At 32.7% G+C, this 24292-nt stretch carries 24 protein-coding genes and 1 pseudogene; 17 read left to right on the top strand and 8 right to left on the bottom strand.

Translation table 11 applies throughout. The annotated features are described in order from the left end of the window. The first annotated feature begins 6 nt into the window (after positions 1-6). Positions 7-1215, top strand: coding sequence for a CamS family sex pheromone protein (locus E2558_RS08915; protein ID WP_126565872.1), 1209 nt, complete (start codon positions 7-9; stop codon positions 1213-1215). Between the two features lie 59 nt (positions 1216-1274). On the opposite strand, the pseudogene putP reads toward E2558_RS08915, so the two are convergent. Beyond that, positions 1275-2811: pseudogene (putP, locus tag E2558_RS08910) on the bottom strand (sodium/proline symporter PutP). 432 nt (positions 2812-3243) lie between these two features. Here putP and gatC point away from each other — a divergent pair. From gatC to dinB, 7 genes are all read left to right on the top strand, one after another. Further along, a complete protein-coding gene (gene gatC / locus E2558_RS08905) occupies positions 3244-3546 on the top strand; it encodes an Asp-tRNA(Asn)/Glu-tRNA(Gln) amidotransferase subunit GatC (RefSeq protein ID WP_126565871.1) in 303 nt (100 codons plus the stop codon). Between the two features lies 1 nt (position 3547). Continuing rightward, positions 3548-5005, top strand: a complete 1458-nt coding sequence (gene gatA / locus E2558_RS08900) for an Asp-tRNA(Asn)/Glu-tRNA(Gln) amidotransferase subunit GatA (RefSeq protein ID WP_126565870.1) — start codon at positions 3548-3550, stop codon at positions 5003-5005. A gap of 12 nt (positions 5006-5017) precedes the next feature. Then, positions 5018-6445, top strand: coding sequence for an Asp-tRNA(Asn)/Glu-tRNA(Gln) amidotransferase subunit GatB (gatB, locus tag E2558_RS08895; protein WP_126565869.1), 1428 nt, complete (start codon positions 5018-5020; stop codon positions 6443-6445). Positions 6446-6711: 266 nt separating this feature from the next. Continuing rightward, positions 6712-7644 carry a diacylglycerol kinase gene (locus E2558_RS08890; protein WP_126565868.1) on the top strand — a complete coding sequence of 311 codons (933 nt, stop codon included), beginning with the start codon at positions 6712-6714 and terminating at the stop codon, positions 7642-7644. Positions 7645-7799: 155 nt separating this feature from the next. Then, the gene (gene rlmD / locus E2558_RS08885) at positions 7800-9161 is read left to right on the top strand and encodes a 23S rRNA (uracil(1939)-C(5))-methyltransferase RlmD (protein ID WP_126565867.1); all 1362 of its coding nucleotides are present in this window, start codon (positions 7800-7802) and stop codon (positions 9159-9161) included. Between the two features lie 172 nt (positions 9162-9333). Continuing rightward, positions 9334-9882, top strand: a complete 549-nt coding sequence (locus E2558_RS08880; RefSeq protein ID WP_126565866.1) for a DUF3267 domain-containing protein — start codon at positions 9334-9336, stop codon at positions 9880-9882. A gap of 120 nt (positions 9883-10002) precedes the next feature. Further along, positions 10003-11073: a DNA polymerase IV gene (dinB, locus tag E2558_RS08875; protein WP_126565865.1), complete on the top strand. Its 1071-nt coding sequence runs from the start codon at positions 10003-10005 to the stop codon at positions 11071-11073. Positions 11074-11124: 51 nt separating this feature from the next. On the opposite strand, the gene E2558_RS08870 is transcribed toward dinB, so the two are convergent. Next, positions 11125-11679, bottom strand: coding sequence for a 3'-5' exonuclease (locus E2558_RS08870; RefSeq protein WP_126565864.1), 555 nt, complete (start codon positions 11677-11679; stop codon positions 11125-11127). 157 nt (positions 11680-11836) lie between these two features. Beyond that, entirely contained in the window at positions 11837-12337 is a 501-nt protein-coding gene (gene ftnA, locus E2558_RS08865) for an H-type ferritin FtnA (RefSeq protein ID WP_126565863.1), read from the bottom strand. Between the two features lie 190 nt (positions 12338-12527). On the opposite strand from ftnA, the gene murT reads away from it, so the two are divergent. Next, complete coding sequence (gene murT, locus E2558_RS08860) at positions 12528-13838, top strand: lipid II isoglutaminyl synthase subunit MurT (protein WP_126565862.1); 1311 nt, start codon at positions 12528-12530, stop codon at positions 13836-13838. A gap of 2 nt (positions 13839-13840) precedes the next feature. Continuing rightward, the gene (gatD, locus tag E2558_RS08855) at positions 13841-14560 is read left to right on the top strand and encodes a lipid II isoglutaminyl synthase subunit GatD (RefSeq protein ID WP_126565861.1); all 720 of its coding nucleotides are present in this window, start codon (positions 13841-13843) and stop codon (positions 14558-14560) included. A gap of 99 nt (positions 14561-14659) precedes the next feature. On the opposite strand, the gene E2558_RS08850 is transcribed toward gatD, so the two are convergent. Beyond that, the gene (locus E2558_RS08850; protein WP_126565860.1) at positions 14660-15673 is read right to left on the bottom strand and encodes an FUSC family protein; all 1014 of its coding nucleotides are present in this window, start codon (positions 15671-15673) and stop codon (positions 14660-14662) included. 150 nt (positions 15674-15823) lie between these two features. On the opposite strand from E2558_RS08850, the gene map reads away from it, so the two are divergent. Then, entirely contained in the window at positions 15824-16576 is a 753-nt protein-coding gene (gene map, locus E2558_RS08845; RefSeq protein ID WP_126565859.1) for a type I methionyl aminopeptidase, read from the top strand. 108 nt (positions 16577-16684) lie between these two features. Here map and E2558_RS08840 read toward each other — a convergent pair whose 3' ends face one another. Further along, on the bottom strand, positions 16685-17542 hold the full coding sequence (locus tag E2558_RS08840; protein ID WP_126565858.1) for an SDR family oxidoreductase: 858 nt from the start codon (positions 17540-17542) through the stop codon (positions 16685-16687). A 227-nt stretch (positions 17543-17769) separates the two neighbouring features. Here E2558_RS08840 and E2558_RS08835 point away from each other — a divergent pair, with 227 nt between their 5' ends. From E2558_RS08835 to vraR, 4 genes are read left to right on the top strand one after another with little or no spacing between them, the layout of a single operon-like run. Beyond that, positions 17770-18156: a hypothetical protein gene (locus tag E2558_RS08835; protein ID WP_126565857.1), complete on the top strand. Its 387-nt coding sequence runs from the start codon at positions 17770-17772 to the stop codon at positions 18154-18156. Positions 18157-18184: 28 nt separating this feature from the next. After that, positions 18185-18886: a cell wall-active antibiotics response protein VraT gene (gene vraT / locus E2558_RS08830; RefSeq protein ID WP_126565856.1), complete on the top strand. Its 702-nt coding sequence runs from the start codon at positions 18185-18187 to the stop codon at positions 18884-18886. Beyond that, positions 18883-19929 carry a sensor histidine kinase VraS gene (vraS, locus tag E2558_RS08825; RefSeq protein ID WP_126565855.1) on the top strand — a complete coding sequence of 349 codons (1047 nt, stop codon included), beginning with the start codon at positions 18883-18885 and terminating at the stop codon, positions 19927-19929. Before vraT ends, vraS begins: the two co-directional genes overlap by 4 nt. Further along, positions 19919-20548, top strand: a complete 630-nt coding sequence (vraR, locus tag E2558_RS08820) for a response regulator transcription factor VraR (RefSeq protein ID WP_103365891.1) — start codon at positions 19919-19921, stop codon at positions 20546-20548. Before vraS ends, vraR begins: the two co-directional genes overlap by 11 nt. A 52-nt stretch (positions 20549-20600) precedes the next feature. Here vraR and E2558_RS08815 read toward each other — a convergent pair whose 3' ends face one another. From E2558_RS08815 to E2558_RS08805, 3 genes are all read right to left on the bottom strand, one after another. Further along, the gene (locus E2558_RS08815) at positions 20601-21815 is read right to left on the bottom strand and encodes a YihY/virulence factor BrkB family protein (RefSeq protein WP_126565854.1); all 1215 of its coding nucleotides are present in this window, start codon (positions 21813-21815) and stop codon (positions 20601-20603) included. A 94-nt stretch (positions 21816-21909) separates the two neighbouring features. Next, positions 21910-22194 carry a YtxH domain-containing protein gene (locus tag E2558_RS08810; protein WP_135789026.1) on the bottom strand — a complete coding sequence of 95 codons (285 nt, stop codon included), beginning with the start codon at positions 22192-22194 and terminating at the stop codon, positions 21910-21912. Positions 22195-22200: 6 nt separating this feature from the next. Further along, entirely contained in the window at positions 22201-22665 is a 465-nt protein-coding gene (locus tag E2558_RS08805; protein WP_126566351.1) for a low molecular weight protein-tyrosine-phosphatase, read from the bottom strand. A 140-nt stretch (positions 22666-22805) separates the two neighbouring features. On the opposite strand from E2558_RS08805, the gene E2558_RS08800 reads away from it, so the two are divergent. Together E2558_RS08800 and E2558_RS08795 are read left to right on the top strand one after the other, a co-directional pair. Next, positions 22806-23012: a DUF1128 domain-containing protein gene (locus tag E2558_RS08800; RefSeq protein WP_126566349.1), complete on the top strand. Its 207-nt coding sequence runs from the start codon at positions 22806-22808 to the stop codon at positions 23010-23012. A gap of 13 nt (positions 23013-23025) precedes the next feature. Then, positions 23026-24273, top strand: a complete 1248-nt coding sequence (locus E2558_RS08795; protein ID WP_126566346.1) for an aminopeptidase — start codon at positions 23026-23028, stop codon at positions 24271-24273. Positions 24274-24292 lie beyond the last annotated feature (19 nt).

Raw genomic sequence — 24292 nt, 5'->3', positions numbered from 1 at the left:
ACGGCAATGAAGCGGACACTGCTATTAGTTATAATGTCTCTCGTGCTATTAGCGGCATGTGGAAACGATAATAGTAATAAAAATGATCAATCAGTTAACAAGCAACAAGATACACAATCAAATTCGAATAATGTTAAAACAATCGCTACTGGTAAAGATGTACAAGGCGATGATTATAGAACAATCCTACCGTTTAAAGAAAGTCAAGCACGTGGAGTCTTACAAGATAATATGGCAAATAGCTATAATGGAGGAGACTTCGAACATGGCTTACTCAATTTAAGTAAAGAAGCCTTTCCTACAGATAAATATTTATATCAAGACGGTCAGTATTTGAATAAAGACACCATTAATGCTTATTTAAGTCCTAGATATTCTAAAAAAGAAATCGATAAAATGAGTGAAAGTGAGAAAAAATCTAAAAAAGCAAATGAGAATTTAGGTTTAAACCCTTCTCATAATGGAGAAACAAAACCAGAAAAAATTGCTGACAATTCTCCTGCTTATTTATCGAATATTTTAGAACAAGATTTCTATGATAGTAATGATACTAAAGGTTCTAATATTAAAGGTATGACCATTGGATTAGCCATGAATAGTGTTTATTATTATCAAGAAGAAAAAGATGGACCAACGTATAGTAAAGAGCTTGATGATAAAGAAATTGAAAAACAAGGTAAAGCGATGGCATCTGAAATGTTAACGCGATTACGCGCTAATGATGATTTAAAAAATATACCTATTCAATTTGCTATTTACAAGCAGTCAGGTCAGGATTCAATTACGCCAGGAGAGTTTATCGCTAATACAGTAGTAGATGAAGATCAAACTAAAATCAGTAAGTGGAATAAAATTAATGAAGTTTCAACCTTATTACCTTCTGCTACTGCTGAAAAATACAATGAAAACTTAAATAATAACTTTAAACAATTTAATAATAATTTACAATCATATTTCTCTAACTTTACTCAAGCAGTAGGGAAAATCAAATTCGTGGATAAAAAGCCACAACAATTAACAATTGATTTACCGATTGATTACTATGGACAAGCTGAAACAATTGGTATTACGCAATATGTAACAGAACAAGCTGAAAAATATTTTGACAATATTGATAGCTATGAAATTCGCATTAAAGACGGTAATAACGCACGCGCTTTAATTACGAAAACTAAAGATGATAAAGAACCACAAGTTCATATTTATAGTAATTAATAGGAATAGCCATAGAAAGAGTTTCTTCTTTCTATGGCTATTATTTAGTCTAAGAATATTTACTTTTCTCGTACGATAGATTTAACCTTATCTAAATCATGTTTTACAAATTCACCAGGTGATTGAGTTAATAAGCTCACAACATATGTTACGATGACACTTGCTAAGAAACCAGGAATGATTTCATACATACCGAATAATTCATTGATATTAGCTAAAGGTTTAATCCATACAATCCAAACAATTACAACCAGCGCCCCGGCGACCATACCACTTACAGCACCAGCACGTGTTAACTTCTTCCAATATAAAGAGAATAAAACGAGTGGACTGAATGAAGCACCGAAGCCTGCCCAGGCATTACCAACTAAGTTAAGTATTGTATCGTTTGGAGACCAAGCAATTGCCATTGCTACAATTGCTACTGCTAATACAGATAAACGGCCCACCAATACGAATTCTCTCTGATGCGTTTTTGCACGTTCTTCACCACGTATTAATTTATAAAAGTCTTCAGTTAACGAACTTGAAGTAACTAAGAGTTGAGATGAAATTGTGCTCATAATTGCAGCAAGGATAGCTGCTAGTAAGAACCCACCAACTAATGGATGGAATAAAATTTGACTCATAATGATAAATAAAGTTTCAGGATCTTCCATCTTAATATGGTTATCAGAAATAAAAGCAATACCTGTTAATCCAACACCTACTGCCCCTAAAAGACCTACAGCCATCCAGCTAATACCTAGACGACGTGCTTTTGGTAATAACTTATGTGATTTAATAGACATAAATCGAACGATAATATGAGGTTGTCCAAAATAACCAAGCCCCCATGCAAAAAGCGAAATGATACCTAAAAATGTAGTTCCTTTAAATAAATCCATATTTGTTGGTTTCATTTCGGCAACACGATGAAACGTATCCCAACCATTGAGTTGCATCATAGCCACTATAGGCACCATTACCATTGCGATTAACATGATTACCCCTTGGAAAAAGTCAGTGATAGATACAGCTAAATATCCTCCGAAGAAGGTATAAAGTATGACGATTACCGCTACTAAGATTAATCCGAAATGATAGTTTAGTCCAAATGCACTTTCGAATAATTTACCTCCTGAAACAAAACCGGAATGTGTATATAAAGTAAAGAACACGACAATGATAAGACCAGAAATGATTTTAATAATATTTTGTTTATCATTTAAACGATTTTTAAAAAAGTCTGGAAGCGTGATAGCATCTCCAGCGATTTCTGTATACACTCTTAAACGTGGTGCGACAACGAAATAGTTAATATAAGCACCAAGTGTAAGACCAATAGTAATCCATATAGCTGATAGACCAGTGCTATAAACTGAACCTGGTAATCCCATAATCATAACCACTCATATCAGAAGCACCTGCAGATAATGCAGTAATGTAGGGGCCTATACTTCTCCCGCCTAACATATATTCACTTAAATTTCCTGTAGCTTGTTTATAGCCATAGTAGCCAATAACTAATAAAATAATAAAGTAAATCGCAATCATGATATAAGTTTGCCAATCAGTGTTAACATGACTGCTTAAACTTGCTCCCAAAGTAAACATCTTTATACCTCCTCTTTTTCTTTTTAGGTAAATATTCCTAAATTAATTTGTTTTAATAGATTAGAAATAACTGTACTTACAAATTAAATTAGTTACATGTAATATTATACATTATATTGAATACTTGAGAGAAGTATTATTTTATATTAAGTGTTAAAAATAGCCTTAATAATTAGTTAGTAAGCGTTTTCTTAATAAAAATATTATTACTGAATGTTTATACTTTAATTGCATATTTTTTATGACTTAAACTTTTTAATAATATTTTTATTTTGATTAAGTTACATAAAGGAGTAGTAATAGATTTAGTTAAGATTAAAAAAAGCGAGATTAAGCACTATACCAATAAGAATTATGATAAATATTTAGATTTTTCATTCAAAATTTGATACAATTTTATGATGAATGAGTAATAAGGAGGCTTTTTAATTAATGACTAAAGTTACACGCGAAGAAGTTGAACATATAGCACATTTAGCAAGACTTCAAATTTCTGAAGAAGAAACAGAAATTATGGCTAATACGCTTGAAAGTATCTTAGATTTTGCGAAACAAAATGACACAGCTGATACAGAGGGTGTTGAGCCAACTTATCATGTATTAGACTTACAAAATGTGTTACGTGATGACAAAGCTATCGAGGGCATTCCTCAAGAACTTGCATTAAAGAATGCTAAAGAAACAGAAGATGGTCAATTTAAAGTACCAGCTATCATGAACGAGGAGGACGCTTAAGATGAGTATTCGCTATGAATCAGTTGAAAAATTATCAGAAATGATTAAAAACAACGAGATCAAACCTTCTGAAATTGTTAGAGATATTTATGATGCAATTGAAGAAACTGATCCTACAGTTAAATCATTTTTAGCTTTAGATAAAGAAAATGCAATCAAAAAAGCTGAAGAGTTAGATGAGTTGCAAGCTAAAGGACAAATCGAAGGTAAATTATTCGGTATTCCAATGGGTATCAAAGATAACATTATTACTAAAGATGTAGAAACAACATGTGCTAGTAAAATGTTAGAAGGCTTTGTACCTATCTATGAATCTACTGTAATGAACAAATTAAATAATGAAAATGCCGTGTTAATTGGTAAATTAAACATGGATGAATTTGCAATGGGTGGTTCAACAGAAACATCTTACTTCAAAAAAACAGTTAACCCATTTGATCACACAGCAGTACCAGGTGGTTCTTCAGGTGGTTCTGCAGCAGCAGTTGCAGCTGGTTTAGTACCATTTAGTTTAGGTTCAGACACAGGTGGTTCAATCAGACAACCTGCAGCATACTGTGGTGTAGTAGGTATGAAACCTACATATGGTCGTGTATCACGTTTCGGTCTTGTAGCATTCGCTTCTTCATTAGACCAAATTGGTCCAATCACACGTAATGTAAAAGATAATGCTTTAGTGTTAGAAGCTATTGCTGGTGTAGATGAACATGATTCTACTAGTGCACCAGTTGACGATGTAGATTTCACTTCTGAAATCGGTAAAGATATTAAAGGACTTAAAGTTGCACTACCTAAAGAATATTTAGGTGAAGGTGTAAGTGAAGAAGTTAAAGAAGCAGTTAAAAATGCTGTAGAAACATTGAAATCTTTAGGCGCTGAAGTAGAAGAAGTGTCATTACCAAATACTAAATATGGTATTCCTTCATATTATGTTATCGCATCATCTGAAGCATCAGCTAACTTAGCTCGTTTTGATGGTATTAGATATGGTTACCACTCTAAAGAAGCTCAAACGTTAGAAGAATTATACAAAATGTCTAGATCAGAAGGATTTGGCGATGAAGTAAAACGTCGTATCTTCTTAGGTACATTTGCCTTAAGTTCTGGTTACTATGATGCGTACTATAAAAAATCTCAAAAAGTAAGAACATTAATTAAAAATGACTTTGATAAAGTATTTGAAGATTATGATGTTGTAGTAGGTCCTACTGCTCCAACAACTGCGTTCAACTTAGGCGATGAAATTGATGATCCTTTAACTATGTACGCTAATGACTTATTAACTACACCTGTTAACTTAGCTGGTTTACCAGGTATTTCTGTTCCTTGTGGACAATCAAACGGACGCCCAATTGGCTTACAATTCATCGGTAAACCTTTTGATGAAAAGACGTTATATCGTGTGGCATATCAATATGAAACACAATTCAACTTACATGACGCATACGAAAATTTATAAGGAGTGGAAATAATGCATTTTGAAACAGTTATCGGACTTGAAGTTCACGTAGAGTTAAAAACAGACTCAAAAATGTTCTCTCCATCACCAGCACACTTTGGAGCTGAACCTAACTCAAATACTAATGTTATTGATTTAGCATATCCAGGTGTTTTACCAGTTGTAAATAGACGTGCTGTAGACTGGGCTATGCGCGCATCAATGGCACTTAACATGGATATTGCGACACATTCTAAATTTGACCGTAAAAACTATTTCTATCCAGATAATCCAAAGGCTTATCAAATTTCTCAATTTGACCAACCAATTGGTGAAAATGGATATATTGATATTGAAGTAGATGGTGAAACTAAACGTATTGGTATTACTCGTCTTCACATGGAAGAAGATGCTGGTAAATCAACACATAAAGATGGTTACTCTTTAGTTGACTTAAACCGTCAAGGTACACCATTAATCGAAATCGTATCTGAACCAGATATTCGTTCACCAAAAGAAGCATATGCTTACTTAGAAAAATTACGTTCAATCATTCAATACACTGGCGTATCTGACTGTAAAATGGAAGAAGGTTCACTACGTTGTGATGCCAACATTTCATTACGTCCATATGGTCAAAAAGAATTCGGTACTAAAACTGAATTAAAAAACCTTAACTCATTTAACTATGTAAGAAAAGGTTTAGAATATGAAGAAAAACGTCAAGAAGAAGAATTACTAAATGGCGGAACAATCGGACAAGAAACACGTCGTTTCGACGAATCTACTGGTAAAACAATTCTTATGCGTGTTAAAGAAGGATCAGATGACTATCGTTACTTCCCAGAACCAGATATCGTACCTTTATACGTTGATGACGAGTGGAAAGAACGTGTACGTCAAACTATTCCAGAATTACCAGACGAACGTAAAGCGAAGTATGTAAACGAATTAGGTTTACCTGAATACGATGCGCATGTATTAACACTTACAAAAGAAATGTCAGACTTCTTTGAAGGTGCAATTGAGCACGGTGCTGATGTTAAATTAACTTCTAACTGGTTAATGGGCGGCGTGAATGAGTATCTTAATAAAAACCAAGTTGATTTAGAAGATACTAAATTAACACCTGAAAACTTAGCAGGAATGATTAAACTTATTGAAGATGGCACAATGAGCAGTAAAATTGCTAAGAAAGTCTTCCCAGAATTAGCTGAAAATGGTGGAGATGCTAAAAAAATCATGGAAGATAAAGGTTTAGTACAAATTTCAGATGAGGCTACTTTAACTCAATTTGTAACTGAAGCGTTAGACAATAATCCACAATCAGTTGAAGACTACAAAAACGGTAAGGGCAAAGCGATGGGCTTCTTAGTTGGTCAAATTATGAAAGCTTCTAAAGGTCAAGCAAACCCTCAAAAAGTAAACCAAATCTTAAAACAAGAATTAGACAAACGATAATTCTAATTGAATTTTTAAATTTTGATAAGCCTGGGACAACAATAGGATGTGTCTCAGGCTTACTTTGTATTTGAAGAACGATTCACCCAATTTAACTAAACTTAGTATTGAGTACTTAATACAGGCTAACGTGAAGAAACTAAATATGTTTATATTGTGACCCAATTATTTTTGTATCATAAATGAAGTTTATCGATTGAAATACTTTTAACTCGCTCATAAATCATTTAATATAAGTGTATGTATAAAAAGTAGAGGGATAATTTATGAGAAAACGTGCAAGAATCATCTATAATCCAACATCTGGCAAAGAATTATTTAAACGTACTTTACCAGATGTGTTAATAAAATTAGAACGTGCAGGTTATGAAACAAGTGCCTATGCTACCGAAAGAGAAGGGGATGCAACGCTTGAAGCTGAACGTGCACTTAAACAAAATTATGATATTCTTATTGCAGCTGGTGGCGATGGCACGCTTAATGAAGTAGTAAATGGTATCGCAGAACGACCTAATCGCCCTAAACTAGGTATTATTCCTATGGGGACTGTAAATGATTTTGGTCGCGCTTTACACTTACCTAATGATATTATGGGAGCTGTCGATGTTATTATTGATAACCATACAACTAAAGTAGACATTGGTAAGATGAATAATCGCTATTTTATCAACTTGGCAGCAGGAGGGCAATTAACTCAAGTCTCTTATGAAACGCCAAGTCGTTTGAAATCAATTGTGGGACCATTTGCTTATTACATTAAAGGTTTCGAAATGTTACCTCAAATGAAAGCAGTCGATTTAAGAATTGAATATGATGATAATGTCTTCCAAGGTGAAGCACTATTATTTCTATTAGGGTTAACTAATTCTATGGCTGGCTTTGAAAAGTTAGTGCCAGACGCTAAGCTAGACGATGGGCATTTTACTTTAATTATTGTCGAAAAAGCTAATCTAGCAGAACTAGGACATATCATGACATTAGCATCACGAGGGGAACATACGAAACATCCGAAAGTGATTTATGAAAAAGCGAAATCTATCAATATATCTTCATATACAGAAATGCAATTAAATGTAGATGGAGAATATGGTGGTAAATTGCCAGCTAATTTCTTAAATTTAAAACGACATATCGAAGTATGTACACCTAAAGATATTCATAATGAGGAGTTAACTGAAGATCAACAAGATAGCATGTAGCATTAAGTTAATTCAAAAAAATAATGATATACAATTGAAATTAAATATTTTAATGAATAATAAGAAGAGGTTGAGTCATAGTTTGACGACATAGGGGAAGTATCATCGCCTACATTAAGCTACTCAAACCTCTTTTTCATGTGGGGTGAAAAAAGGTGGAAGCATTAAATAAGAATGATATTAAACAGGGACATGTAGTTGATTTAACGCATGAAGGTCATGGCGTAGTAAAATTTGACCGCTATCCTGTATTTATTCCTAATGCCCTCATTGATGAGGAAATAGAATTTAAAGTGATTAAAGTAAAGAAGAATTTCGCTATTGGAAAATTGCTTGAAGTCAAAAAAGCGAGCGAAGACAGAGTTGAACCTCCTTGTAAATATTATTGGAAATGTGGAGGATGTCAATTACAACATATGACATATGAAGCACAACTCGCTATGAAAAAAGAGCAAGTCGTCAATCTTTTCCATAGAAAAGCACAGTTTAATGAAACATTAATTAATGACACGATAGGTATGGAAAATCCTTGGCGTTATAGAAATAAATCACAATTACCTGTAGGTAAGGATAAGGATCATCACACTATCATGGGATATTATCGTCAAAGAAGCCATGACATCATTGATATGAACAGTTGTTTGATTCAAGATCATCAACATCAAGAAATTATGAATCATGTTAAAAAGTGGCTTAATGAATTCAATATAAGCATTTATAATGAGCGTACTAAGAAAGGACTATTAAGACATTTAGTTGTTCGTACTGGTCATTATACAGATGAAATAATGGTTATTTTTGTAACTAACGGTTCTAAATTTAAACAGGCACAATTATTAGTTGAACAATTAACTCAAACATTTCCGAACATTACGAGTATTAAACAGAATATTAATGATAGCCATTCAAACGTGATTATGGGACAACAATCCATTACATTATATGGGAAAGATAAAATTATTGATTCATTAAGTGATATTACCTTCAAAATCAGTGATCAATCTTTCTATCAAATAAATTCAAGTCAGACGGAAAAATTATACAGGAAAGCTATCGAGTATGCGCAATTAAACGGTCAAGAAACGGTGCTTGATACTTATTGTGGCATCGGTACGATTGGATTATATATGGCGCCTGTAGCTAAACATGTATATGGGGTAGAAGTCGTTCCATCTGCAATTAAAGATGCGAAGCAAAATGCGACTTTAAACGGACTTGATAATACGACTTTTGTCTGTGGGAAAGCTGAAGAAGTCATTATAGAATGGAAACAACAAGGAATTAAACCTGATGTAGTCATGGTCGATCCTCCTCGAAAAGGATGCGATGAAACTTTCTTACAAACACTTCTAGCACTTAATCCCAAACGTATTGTTTATATTTCTTGTAATCCTTCTACACAACAACGAGATGCACAAATATTAGCCTCAAGTTATGATTTAAAAGAGATTACACCAGTGGACATGTTCCCTCAAACAACACACATTGAAACAGTTGCTTTGTTTGAAAGAAAATAATGATATATAACATATTATCTTTTAGAAGTGTTTAATCTTTCATTCATATTCAATTTTGTTTGATTAATATTAAGAAAAGATTACAGAGTGTTTAATTTATAAAAAATACTTTTTTTCTTTTATTTGTCCATGTATACTATGAATGAATTAAGAGGGATAGGGGGTCATAATTGTGCATAAAATCGATTTAAATCACAACCGATTAAACTTGTCGAAGTTTATTGCCATACAAATCGTCGTTATATTATTTGCAATTTTGCTAACTTATAAATGGGCTTTCTCATTTACTAGAGTGATTGAACAATCATTTTTAACTAATATTGTTTTTGGGATATTAGGCTTTGGTATCGTTCTAGGCATACATGAATTTATTCATCGTTTTTCTTTTTATGTTTTCTCAAAAGGGGAGAAACCTCATTTTAAATATAAAAAAGGAATTTTATTAATTCATATTTCGAAGAAGTACTTTAATAAATGGCAATTTTGTACAATTATGTTAGCCCCAGTAATTATGATTACTGCTGCATTAATGGTTTTATTTAGTTTTTATTCTTACTCATCGATTATCTTCATTTTAAGTATACATATAGCTTATTGTTTACTTGATTTATATTTAGTCGGTATCGTGGTAATTAATAAATTCAAATATGTTCAGACTACTGATGAAGGTTTATTTATGTATCACTATCAACCATTCCAAGCTCAGAATGATTACGAGTAATATAAGTTAAGTCTCCATACAATCGTACTATGCACATCTCATGAGTTTTACTCATAGACGCAGTATAATTGTATCGAGGCTTTTTTTATTTTTTATTTTTCGGAAAAGGGGGGGACATATATGGCAGAAAGACGTATTGTACATATTGATATGGATTGTTTTTACGCACAAGTAGAAATGAGAGATAATCCTAAGTTACGTGGAAAACCTGTAATTGTAGGAGGTAAAGCAAGCAACCGTGGTGTAGTGTCAACAGCGTCTTATGAGGCACGTAAATATGGGGTTCATTCTGCCATGCCAATGTCTCAAGCACATAAATTATGTCCTAATGGTTACTATGTTAGAGCACGTTTTGATGCTTATCGTGAAGCTTCTGGAGTAATTATGGGTATTTTTAAAAGCTATACAGATATAGTTGAACCACTTGCTTTAGATGAAGCGTATTTAGATATTACTCATTTAGTAAGACCGGATATGCCAGCTTCTAAAATTGCTGCCTTTATTCGTCGAGATATTTTCGAAAAAACGGGGTTAACCTCTTCGGCGGGTGTCTCATATAACAAGTATTTAGCTAAATTGGCCAGTGGGATGAATAAGCCCAATGGCATGATGGTTATAGATTATAATAATGTGCATGACATTCTTATGAATTTAGATATAGGAGAGTTTCCCGGTGTCGGTAAAGCGTCTAAAAAGATTATGCATGAACATGAAATTTATACTGGAAAAGATTTATATGAGAAATCAGAATTTGAATTAATTCGTTGGTTTGGTAAAAAAGGAAGAGGTTTATACAATAAAGCGAGAGGCATCGATGACAGTGAAGTTAAAGCGACGCGTATTCGTAAATCTGTAGGTACGGAGCGTACCTTCTCGACCGACGTGAATGATGATGATGAGATTCTACAGAAAGTGTGGGAGTTATCAAGTAAGACGGCAGAACGCTTAGCTAAACTGCAAAAATCTGGCAGTACTGTGACTGTAAAAATTAAGACACATAAATATGAAACATTCTCCAAACAACGCAGTTTAAGAGAAATGGTAAGTAGTGAGACAGATATTTATAATGTGGCATATGATTTGTATAATGAATTAAAAGATCCAGACGTACCTATTCGCCTAATAGGCGTAACAGTTGGAAATTTAGAACAAGCCACCTATCAAAATATGACTATATATGATTTTATTTAGAAGATAAAGGTTTATCATTTGATAAGGCTAGTTTAACCATAGTCTTTGATATTAACCTTTATCTTTTAAATTTTTTCCGTAAATTTGTAACATGCTATCAAGATTATCATAGTGTTTTAACAATCTAAACGTAATCATGGCACATGCTTTAGCATCATTTAATGCATCATGATGCCCGTGGAAATCCAATTTATAATGGTTCATTAAATGCTTTAGGCCATAGCGATAAGCACTAATTGTACGTTTAGCCAATTGATAAGAACAGAAGTACATTAAAGAAGGGGTCTCAATATTTAATTGCTTTAAACTTTGATGTAACACATTCATATCAAATGTTGCATTATGAGCAACAACAGGAAGCTTATCAATAAATTGCAACATATAAGGATATACATATGCAAAGCTAGGTGCATTTTCTACATCTTGAGGCTTTATACCATGAACGGCAATATTGGTTTTTGAAAAGTAATCAAAGGGATTTACCAGTGTATAGAAGGATTCTACGATTTCATTATCAACCACTTTCACCATACCCACTGAACAAATACTAGTGCGCTTACCATTAGCTGTTTCAAAATCAAGTGCTACGAATGAATTACTAGGCATATACATTTCCTTTCTTTATTTAAAGATGTTGTTAGTTTAGCTTAATATCGTTAAAAATAACAGAAAGTTGCATAAAGAATAACCCGTATTACTCCAAAGTGTGGGGGAGAGTAATACGGGTTAAATTTATACATTAATTTTGAAATGAATGTTAAACTTATTCTTCATCAAATGAACGAGATGCAAGTTCTTTTTCATATAAATATAATGTGTTGCAATCGTCACCGATACGAGTTAAGTAATCGATGTGAGTTTCAAAGGTAGATTCTTCTTCTACTTGTTCATCTAAGAACCAATTTAAGAATGAAATTGTAGCATAGTCTTTATCTTTTTGAGCAATTTCAGATAAATTGTAGAAACGACGTGTTACGTCTTGTTCTTGAGCTAAGCCGTCTTTGAATGTTTCTAAGATAGAATTGAAATCAGTTTTTGGCGCAGGAATTGCTCTAAATTCTGCACGTTCTCCACGATCATTGATATAGTCATAGATTTTTTTACCGTGGAAACGTTCTTCTTTAGCTTGTTGAATATAGAAGTTAGCAAATCCTTCGTATGATTTATCATCACAATAAGCTGCCATTGCCATATATGCATGTGCTGCGAAATACTCGTGATTCATTTGGTCGTTTAATGCTTCTAATAAATCTTTACTTAACATAAATAAGTCACCTCAAATATAAAATTTATCTTCTCTGTTTGTTCTTTTTGAGTATAACAAATTTATTCTCATTAGTAAATAATAATTATTATAATCTAGAGTGTATAATATCATTTCTAATTGAGAATGTTTTTTGTTATACCCGTAACGTGTTATAATTATGCGAGTGAATTAAACAAGGAGGAAGCTCATGAGACAATGGACTGCAACCCACTTAGCTAAATTGGCCCGTAGAGCGAGTATCGCAGCTGGTAAAAAGGGTACTGACTTACCAGGTCAAATTGCACGTAGAGTGGATCAAAATATATTACGTAAATTAGCCTCACAAGTAGATGATATCGTATTCGTAAGTGGTACGAATGGAAAGACTACTACTTCTAACTTAATAGGTCATACTTTAAAAGCGAATAATATCGATATTATTCATAATAATGAAGGTGCAAACATGGCGGCTGGTATTACGTCCGCATTTATTATGCAATCAACTAAAAATACAAAAGTAGCGGTAATTGAAATTGATGAAGGTTCTATTCCGCGTGTGTTAAAAGAAGTTACACCAACTATGATGATTTTTACCAACTTTTTCCGAGATCAAATGGACCGTTTCGGTGAAATTGATATTATGGTTAATAATATTGCGAAATCAATCAGTAATAAAGGAATTAAGTTATTACTTAATGCAGATGATCCATTTGTGAGTCGTCTTAAAATCGCAAGTGATATGATTGTTTATTACGGCATGAAAGCACATGCCCATGAATTTGAACAAAGTACAATGAATGAAAGTAAATACTGTCCTAACTGTGGCAGATTATTAGAATATGACTACATACATTACAATCAAATTGGGCATTACCATTGTACATGTGGTTTCAAACGTGAAACGCCTAAATATGAAGTCAACACATTTAATGTATCACCATTCTTAAAATTAAATATTAACGATGCACAGTTCGATATGAAGATTGCTGGGGACTTCAACGCTTTCAATGCTATCGCCGCTTATTCAGTATTAAGAGAGTTAGGACTTAATGACGAGTCCATTCGCAAAGGTTTTGAAACTTACACTTCTGATAATGGACGTATGCAGTATTTTAAACTAAATGAGAAAGAGGCAATGATTAACTTAGCTAAGAACCCTGCAGGTATGAATGCAAGTTTATCAGTAGGCGAGCAACTAGAAGGTAAGAAAGTCTATGTTATTAGTCTAAATGATAATGCAGCGGATGGTCGCGATACATCATGGATTTATGACGCTGATTTTGAAAAGTTAAGCGAACAAGATATTGAAGCGATTATAGTGACAGGTACACGTGCAGAGGAATTACAATTACGTTTGAAATTAGCTGAAGTTACAGTGCCTATAGTGCTTGAAAAGGATATTTATAAAGCCACGGCATTAACAATGAATTATAGTGGCTTCACTGTAGCTATTCCAAACTATACGTCATTATCACCAATGCTTGAACAACTTAATCGTTCATTTGTAGGAGGGCAATAAATATGAATGAATTAACAGTCTATCACTTCATGTCAGACAAATTGAATTTATATAGTGACATCGGGAATATTATCGCCCTTAAGCAACGTGCTAAAAAACGTAATATCAAATTAAATGTTGTAGAAGTTAATGAAACAGAAGGTGTCACTCTAGATAATTGTGATATCTTCTTTATCGGTGGCGGAAGCGATAGAGAACAAAGTATCGCTACAAAAGAATTAAGTAAGATTAAAACAAAATTAAAAGAAGCGATTGAAGATGGTATGCCAGGCTTAACGATTTGTGGCGGTTACCAATTCTTAGGTACAAAATATATTACTCCAGATGGCACTGAGTTAGAAGGTTTAGGAATCTTAGACTTTTATACGGAATCACGTACAGATCGTTTAACTGGAGATATTGTGATTGAAAGCGATACGTTTGGCACAATTGTCGGCTTTGAAAATCATGGCGGTCGTACGCATCATAACTTTGGTACATTAGGTCATGTTAAAGTGGGTTATGGTAATAATGATACCGATAAACGTGAAGGTATTCATTATAAAAACTTATTAGGTACATATTTACACGGACCAATTTTACCTAAAAATCATGAGTTAACAGATTACTTATTAGAAAAAGCATGTGAGCGTAAAGGTATACCTTTTGAACCAAGACATCTTGATAACACTGAAGAAGAAGCTGCTAAACGTGTCATTATCGAACGTTCAGCTAAAAATTAAATATAAATAAATAGGCTAAGACATTTCAAAATGTCTTAGCCTTAATTTGTATTTTGACAGTAGCTACTCAATTAGTCGGAGTGGGACAAAGAAATTTTTTTAATTTCTGTCGTGCTCCTGTCTTTCTTTATCTTCAAAGCGAGTATCAAGTATTTTATAAATTAATAAAATTTCATAGATAAGATGACTTTTAATTTGATTTTGGTCAAACTCTTCAAGTAGTTTAACAGATGATTTTAATGTTGAAGCGGCTTCTTTTTGACGAATAAATTCATCATTTAATGGAATCTTATTAATACTATTACTAATTTTGATAATAGCCATTTTTTCATCAGCAGTAAATTTAAGATGAATATTTTTAGGCAAGTAGATAATATTAGAAAGATGGGTAGCAAATAAACGGTCGCTGTACGCGCGATTAGAAATATTTTTTAATCGTTTCCATTCGTTCTCTTTATTTTTATGGTATCTTAACTCGTCTCGTTGGTATCCAATTAGCGTTTCTGTTTTAGTATTAAGACCTGCTAATTTATCAAGTAAATCATTGCTTTCATCTGATTGGAATTTACCTAATAGTAATTCCTGACATCTAATCGCAAATAATTTATACATCTTATGTTCTATAACCGATAAATTATCTTCTATTTGTTGATAATATTTTGGAGGTAAAATGATGAAGTTAACTAACCCTGCAGTTACTAATCCAATTAAGGCAGTTAATAACCTTGAAAAGAAATTAAAGTAGTAGGCGTGATGAATACCAGGTATCATCGCCATAGCAGTCAATACCGCTACGGTTGTACCCACTTGTAAGTTTAATTTAGTACACAGCATAATTGTAAATACTGCAGCGAATGTATATGATAAAGGAGATGTATCTCCAAATATGTATGTAAATATAACTGCAAATAACGCCCCAATTACTGTAGCGGGTAATCTACGGTAACCCTTTTTCAACGAAGCTTTAGCAGTAGGTTCAATCGTAACAATTGCAGTGAGTATTGCGAAGATAGGAGTTAGATTAAGCATTAAACAAAATAGGGAGGTCAGAAAGGTCGCTAACCCTGTTTTAATTGTTCTAGCTCCAATAATGTGCTTATACCATTTGTTCATGAATCTATAAATCCTCTCGTTGACCGAAAATAATCCTGTATATCTATATTTAAAAATAATAATTATTAACGTTTTGTTTATCATATTTAGTATATCAAAAAAATTTTGGTATAATAAGATGTAACAACAATTAAAAAGGAACGGGATAATATGATTGTAAAAACAGATGAAGAATTACAAGCCTTAAAGGAAATAGGTTATATTTGTGCTAAAGTTAGAGACACAATGCAAGAGGCGACTAAACCTGGTATCACAACTAAAGAATTAGATAACATTGCTAAAGAGTTATTTGAAGAACATGGTGCCATCTCAGCACCAATTCATGATGAGAACTTCCCAGGTCAAACTTGTATCAGTGTGAATGAAGAAGTTGCACATGGTATTCCTGGCAAACGTATCATCCGTGAAGGTGACTTAGTTAATATTGATGTTTCTGCTTTGAAGAATGGCTACTACGCTGATACAGGCATCTCATTTGTAGTAGGAGAAGCGGATAATCCTTTAAAACAAAAAGTTTGTGATGTAGCTATTATGGCTTTTGAAAATGCAATGTCTAAAATTAAACCAGGCACTAAATTAAGTAATATTGGTAAAGCAGTTCATGCAACAGCCCGCCAAAATGATTTAACTGTTATTAAAAACTTAACAGGCCATGGTGTAGGCCAATCATTACATGAAGCGCCTAACCATGTTATGAACTACTACGATCCTAAAGATAAAACACTTTTAAAAGAAGGTGTGGTAATTGCAGTAGAACCATTTATTTCTTCTAAAGCAACGTTTGTAACAGAAGGTAAAAATGAATGGGCGTTTGAAACAAAGGATAAAAGTTTTGTTGCACAAATTGAACATACAGTTATCGTTACCAAAGATGGTCCAATCTTAACAACGAAAATTGATTAAAAGCTTAAACTAATGTAGTAGAATTAATATGAAACAATAGCCCTTAATAGAGTTTAAATTACTCTATTAAGGGCTTTAATTATAGAAAAACTTAATTTTAAAATTTATTTATTTGCCTAGTAATTTTTTAACTTGAGCTTGTAGCAATTTTCCAGTTGGGTCCGCTTCCGTTTTTAAACGTGTGAAGTCTTCAGACCAAGCCGATGTACGGACTCTAACAGGTGGCTCTTCCATCTCAATTGTATCAATAATAACTTGAGCTACTTCAGCCGATGTTTGAGAAGCGCCAGGGCCATAATTTTCCTTTAAACCGCCCATATAAGATTGGAATAGTGGAAGATATTCATCCTCTTGAATACCGCCTGTTGATTCAAGATGTGCCATTAAGTTGTTTGTAAATTCGGATTGAATACCTCCAGGTTCGATGACACTAAACTTCACGTTAAATTCAGGCTGGATATAGCTAGCTAATGCTTCAGTATAGCCTTCAACACCAAATTTAGTTGCGCAATAAATTTCATTGAAAGGTTGGCCAACTAAACCACCCACTGATGAGATGTTAACGATATGCCCTTGACGATGTGTTCTCATAGTAGGTAGGATCGCTTTAGTCATACGCATCACGCCCATTAAATTTAAATTGACTTGCCACATCATTTCTTCATCCGTCGCATGTTCAGTCGTACGTGCAAAGCCCGCACCAGCATTATTGATAAGCACATTGATTGTGTCCTCATCTTCTAAAATAGCATTGACTGTAGTTTCAATACTATCGACTTTAGTGACATCTAATTCTTTAATAATTATATTTAAATTTTTATCTTTAGCTGCTTGTTTTAACGTGTCTTGTTTATCTAAATTGCGCATCGTCGCATATACTTTATATCCCTTTTCAGCTAATAATAAAGCCGTTTCGAAACCTAAACCTGATGAAGCTCCAGTAATTAAAGCAACTTTATAATTCATTTCATAATCTCCTTTAGCTTAATGTGAAACTAGTATTCACTATAACCAATTGTAAGTCAATTAATCTTTCTTTTAAGGAAAAAGTATATTAATTAAACAGCAATATTATTAAAAAAGACTAATTGATGTATTAGTCCTTAAGTATGAGATAAAGATGGTTCCTAAGCCTATATTAAGTCATAATTAAAAGCATTATAATTATGCTTAATCAGGAACGAGGTGGTTCTATGAATTATATAGATTTATATGTACAACATTTTCTAAAGATAATAATTAAACAGAACATCAATGAGTACCGCGCAGCATTAGATAATAAATTAAATAGTATTGAAAGATATATTGCTTATTTAAAAACAAAAAAGCTGCAAATGAATAAGTTAATTGACAGTTTAACAGCAACATTAGAAAATAAGTATATTGATGTAACAAATATGTATAATATTAAAAATGCTCAAGAAATTAACAATTGTGAAATTGAAAGTCTAAAAAGCCAATTAGATATGTTTGAAGCATATTGCGCTAGAATTGAAGCGGACATTCATCGTTGTGCAAGAGAACGCATAACAACAAAAGGGCAATGTGATATTATTGAGCAAATAAGTATCGTAGCTTAAAAATTTTAAATAGATAGGGGGCGACAGATTGACTCGTAAGTATATATCAACAGAATTATTAATTATTTTTACTGCTTTAATGATTATAGCGAACTTTTATTATATCTTTTTCGAGAAGATAGGCTACCTATTTATACTGTTATTAGGATGTATATTAGTTTATGTTGGATACCTTTACTTTCATAAAGTAAGGGGTCTCTTAGCGTTCTGGATAGGTATTCTTCTTATCGCTTTTACCTTGTTGTCAAATAAGTACACTATTATTATTTTGTTTATTTTCTTAGTCATTGTTATTATTAGATACTTAATATTCAAATTTAAGCCTTTAGAAATAGTGGCTTCTGAAGAGGAAGTAACGTCTCCTCAATTTATTAAACAGAAATGGTTTGGCGAACAACGTACGCCTGTTTACGTGTATAAGTGGGAAGACGTACAAATTCAACATGGCGTAGGAGATATTCACATTGATATGACGAAAGCGGCTAATATCAAAGAGAATAATACGATTGTAGTTAGACATGTGTTAGGAAAAGTTCAACTTATTGTGCCTACAAATTACAATATTAATTTACACATGGCTGCTTTTTATGGCACAGCTTATTTAAACGGCCAATCATATAAAGTGGAGAATAATCATATTCAAGTTGAAGAAAAACCTAAAGAAGAAAACTATAATGTAAATATTTATATTTCAACATTTATAGGTGATGTTGAGGTGGTTTATAGATGAATCACTACTTAAGAGCTATTGGTTCCATGTTAATCCTCGTGTATAGCATGTTAACCGCGTTCTTATTTATAGATAAAGTATTCGTAAACATTATTTATTTCCAAGGGATGTTTTATACCCAAATCTTCGGCATACCTGTATTCTTATTTTTAAATTTAATCATTATTTTATTATGCATTATTGTTGGTTCTGTTTTAGCTTATAAGATTAACCAACAAAGTCATTGGATTAAAAATCAAATTGAACATGCTATCGAGGGTGAAACGGTAGGTATCAATGATCAAAATATTGAACTTTATAACGAAACTATCGATATTTATCAAACGCTTGTACCATTAAATCAAGAATTACATCGTTTAAGAATTAAAACGCAAAATTTAACCAATGAAAATTATAATATGAATGATGTCAAAGTGAAAAAGATTATTGAAGACGAGCGTCAACGTTTAGCGCGTGAATTACATGACTCTGTAAGTCAACAACTTTTCGCAGCTAGCATGATGCTCTCAGCTATCAAAGAAACGAAATTAGAGCCACCACTAGATCAACAAATACCAGTACTTGAAAAAATGGTCCAAGAATCTCAATTAGAAATGCGAGCACTTTTATTACATCTTCGCCCAATTGGTCTCAAAGATAAGTCATTAGGTGAAGGTATTAAAGACTTAGTCATTGATTTACAGAAGAAAGTGCCTATGAAAGTGATTCATGATATTGAAGACTTTGAAGTACCTAAAGGGATTGAAGATCATTTGTTTAGAATTACGCAAGAAGCTATTTCTAATACGTTGCGCCATTCAAACGGTACGAAAGTAACGGTTGAATTATTCAATAAAGAAGATTATTTATTATTGCGTATTCAAGATAATGGAAAAGGCTTTAATGTTGATGAAAAGCTTGAACAAAGCTATGGTTTAAAAAATATGCGAGAACGTGCGTTAGAAATTGGAGCGACTTTCCATATTGTTTCCTTACCAGATGCAGGAACAAGAATAGAAGTGAAAGCACCATTACATAAGGAGGATGATTTGTATGGCGATTAAAGTACTATTTGTGGATGACCACGAAATGGTTCGAATTGGGATTTCTAGTTATTTATCAACTCAAGAAGATATTGAAGTCGTGGGAGAAGGCGCATCAGGAAAAGATGCTATTGCTAAAGCACACGAATTACAACCAGACTTAATCTTAATGGATTTACTTATGGATGATATGGATGGTGTTGAAGCTACGACTCAAATTAAGAAAGATTTACCTCATATAAAAGTAGTAATGCTTACAAGCTTTATTGAAGACAAAGAAGTATATAGAGCCTTAGATGCTGGAGTAGATAGTTATATATTAAAAACAACAAGCGCAAGCGATATAGCGGAAGCGGTACGTAAAACATATCACGGTGAATCTGTATTTGAGCCAGAAGTATTGGTGAAAATGCGCAATAGAATGAAAAAAAGAGCAGAATTATATGAAATGCTCACTGAACGTGAAATGGAAATATTATTATTAATTGCAAAAGGGTATTCGAACCAAGAAATTGCTAGTGCGTCTCATATTACAATTAAAACGGTTAAAACCCATGTAAGTAATATCTTAAGTAAATTAGAAGTACAAGATAGAACTCAAGCTGTAATTTATGCTTTCCAACACAATTTAATTCAATAACGAATCAATAAAGGTCAAGACGGAAAAACGTCTTGACCTTTATTCTTACTTATTATTTATTTTTCTTATCATCATCATCGTTACTGAATTTATCTTTAATTTTATCAGTAAGTGATTCTTTTTCTTTTGTTTTATTATCAGGATCTTTGTCTACTTTATAATCCTCATCTTGTCCAGGTGGTGTTTGTTTATATTCATATGTTGTATCTTCATTGTAATGATTTTGGTTATTATCATCGTGTTTTAATGCTGCTTCTTCTGGTGATAATCCTTGAATGACTTTTCTTTGATGGATGATAGCATTAATCTCTGCACCTATTAGAATAATAAAACTAGTTAAATAAATCCAAATTAATAAAATGATAATACCTGCGATACTACCATAAGTTTTAGAATAGTTACCAAAGTTTGAAATATAGAAACCAAATGCAAATGAACCAATTAACCAAATCACTGATGTGAAGATTGCACCTGGTAAAACTGATTTTAACTTTGTTTTAACATTTGGTGCTACTGAATAAAGAATAGTGAATAAAATTAAAATAATAATTAATGGTAGAACGACTTGAACTAAATTAAATATCCATTTAACTTCATCATCTAAGCCTAACGGACCAAATAGGAAATGAGCGATTACTGAACCCATAGTTGGCAATGTCATCGCTGCTAAAAATACAACGCCTAAAACAACAGTGAATACGACACTTAATATTTTTAATACAATACCGTTTCGATTATCCTCAACGTCATAAGCCACATTGAAAGAATTCATAATTGCTGTCATACCATTAGACGCTGACCAAATTGCTAAGATCAAACCAATAGATAGTAAGCCACCACTTGAGTTTTTAGTAACATCAGTAATAACGCCTTTAATTAACGATGAAGTTTCTGCTGGCGCATTACTTAATAAATCAGTGATTTGTTTTTGATCTAAATTAAATAATGGTAAAAGTGTTAATAAAAAGATAAGCATAGGGAACATAGCTAATACAAAATGATAAGTCATTTGAGCAGCTAGTCCAGCGGCATCATCTTTTCCAATACGATAAATTAAATATGAGAAGAAGTTAGAATCCTTAGTGTATTTCGCAGGCTTATTGAGTCTAGATACGAAAAACACTTGGTTATCTTTTTTAGGTTCCTTAGATTGGAATTCTTGAGGTTCTACATATGTACGATCAACCTTAATCTTATCTTTCTTCTCATTCTCTTTATCTATAATAGAATTAAGATAATTAGAATTTGATTGATTTTGTTTTGACATAACAATCTCCTTTGTACAATTAACAATAATTACTTCTTTTAAAATTAAAGGCAAAATTTCTTTAGTAAAAAGGAATTTTGCCTTTAAATATCAATTATTTGCCGATACGATTATTTTTACGATTTACAAAGGTATCTTTAGCATCTCTAATTGATCTTTCTAACTCTGGATTATTACGGCGAATTTCTTCGATTGTATCTTTCCAGTACATAACTTCATCTTTAATAGAACTGATTTTAGATGGTTTACGAGAACGATTACCGTTTTTAACATCTTTAGCAGATTGTACTAATGAGTTACGAGTTGATTTATCAGCTAATGTAGCAGCACCGCCAACAATAGCACCAATAATAATACCAGGAATTAATTTGTTTTCCATTTTAAGTTACCCCTCTTTCATGTTTGCATCTTTAATGATGAAATCTATTAGATTGTCACAAGATGATTGTACCATTTCATACACGCCTTCGAAATTATTTGTGTAATATGGATCTGGTACATCACTCTCTTCCATGTTACTAAATTCAAGCAATTTGAACAATTGTCCTTTAAGATTAGGATTAATTGATTTGATATTATCTACATTACTTTGATCCATTGCAATGATGTAATCAAAGTCATCATTAGGTTCAAAAAGCTCACTTATCATACCATCGAAGGGCACATTATGACGTTTTAGAATATCTTGGGTACCCTCATGAGGAGGTTCACCTAAATTCCAACGACCTGTACCTCTTGAATGAACAGTTATTCCAGAAATACCGTGATCTTTTAAACGCTGACGCATAATTGCTTCAGCCATTGGAGAACGACAAATATTTCCTAGACAGACAAAAGCTACATCTATCAATATACATACCTCCAAACTATAATATAAAACCATTTTATATTTAATTTAAACATTTAGAAAGTAATAAATTTGTCAAATTCTATAAAAGTTTATTAAATATTCATACTTTGATAGAATGTTGAAATAAAGAGGTGAAGAATATGGCACAAAGTAATGAAGAAATGATTAAAGATATTAGAAAGAAATTAAACATAGTTAATCAAGGTTTATTAAATCCGGATAAATTTAAAGAAGCAAATAATGAAGATATTGAAGAAATTCATAGTTTTGTGATGTCTAAAGAGTCATTTTCACCAAGCGAAGTCACAGCGATAGCAGATGAATTAGGCAATTTACGTCAAGACTAAGGAGGAAGTTCAAATGGCAACATTGAGTTATGAAGAGAAATTACAACAATATGCAGAATTATTAGTAAAAGTAGGGATGAATGTTCAACCTAAACAACCTGTTTTTATTAGATCATCTGTAGATGCAATAGAGTTAACGCGCTTAATTGTTGAAGAATCTTATAAAGCGGGCGCATCAGATGTCAGAGTGGTTTATGGAGACCCTACATTAAGTCGATTAAAATTTGAATATGAGTCTGTAGAAACTTTTGAAAATTCTCCAGTAAAATCATATGATGTTGAAGAACGCATGGATTATGCAAATCGAGGTGCTGCTAATTTAGCGTTACTTACTGAAGATCCTGATTTATTAAATGGTATAGATTCTAAAAAATTAAAAGCGTCTCAAATGAAATATGCTCAAGCATTTAAAGGTTATATGGAAGGTAGCCAGAAAAATAAATTCCCTTGGGTAGTTGCTGCATTTCCTTCTAAAGCATGGGCTAAACGCGTTTATCCAGAGCTTTCAGAAGAGGAAGCATTTAATAAATTTGTAGACGAAGTATTTGATATCGTGCGTATCGACGGCAATAATCCAGTTGAAAATTGGAAAAAGCATGTGGAGAATTTAAGCGTTCATGCGAATAAATTACAAGAGAAAAATTATAAAGCATTACATTATCTTTCTGAAGGTACAGATTTAGTAGTAGGCTTACCAGAAGGACATATTTGGGAAGACGCTACAAGTTATGTTAATGGAGATCAACAACCTTTCATTGCGAACATTCCTACTGAAGAAGTATTCACAGCACCAGACCGCAATAACGTAAATGGTTATGTAACGAATAAGCTTCCATTAAGTTACAACGGCACTATTATCGATGGTTTTACATTAACGTTCAAAGATGGCGTTATCGTTGATTATAAAGCCGAAAAAGGTGAAGACGTATTAAGAGACTTAATTGATACAGATGAGGGCTCTAAACGATTAGGTGAAGTAGCACTTGTGCCAGACGATTCACCTATTTCTAACCGTAATACTATTTTCTACAATACTTTATTTGATGAGAACGCATCATGCCATTTAGCTATTGGCTCAGCTTACGGTTTCAACGTTAAAGGTGGCACTGAAATGACTACTGAAGAGAAGATTGCTAGTGGTTTGAATGATTCAAATACGCATGTAGATTTTATGATAGGTAGTTCTGATTTAACTATTTACGGCATACTTCATGACGGCAGTAAAGAATTAGTTTTTGAAAATGGGGATTGGGCTCAATAACATATTAAAAGATAGAATA

This window comes from Staphylococcus pragensis (genome assembly GCF_004785665.1).
Lineage (GTDB): Bacteria > Bacillota > Bacilli > Staphylococcales > Staphylococcaceae > Staphylococcus > Staphylococcus pragensis.
The sequence above is the reverse complement of the archived record's forward strand: the minus strand, read 5'-3'. Positions and strand labels throughout refer to the sequence as shown.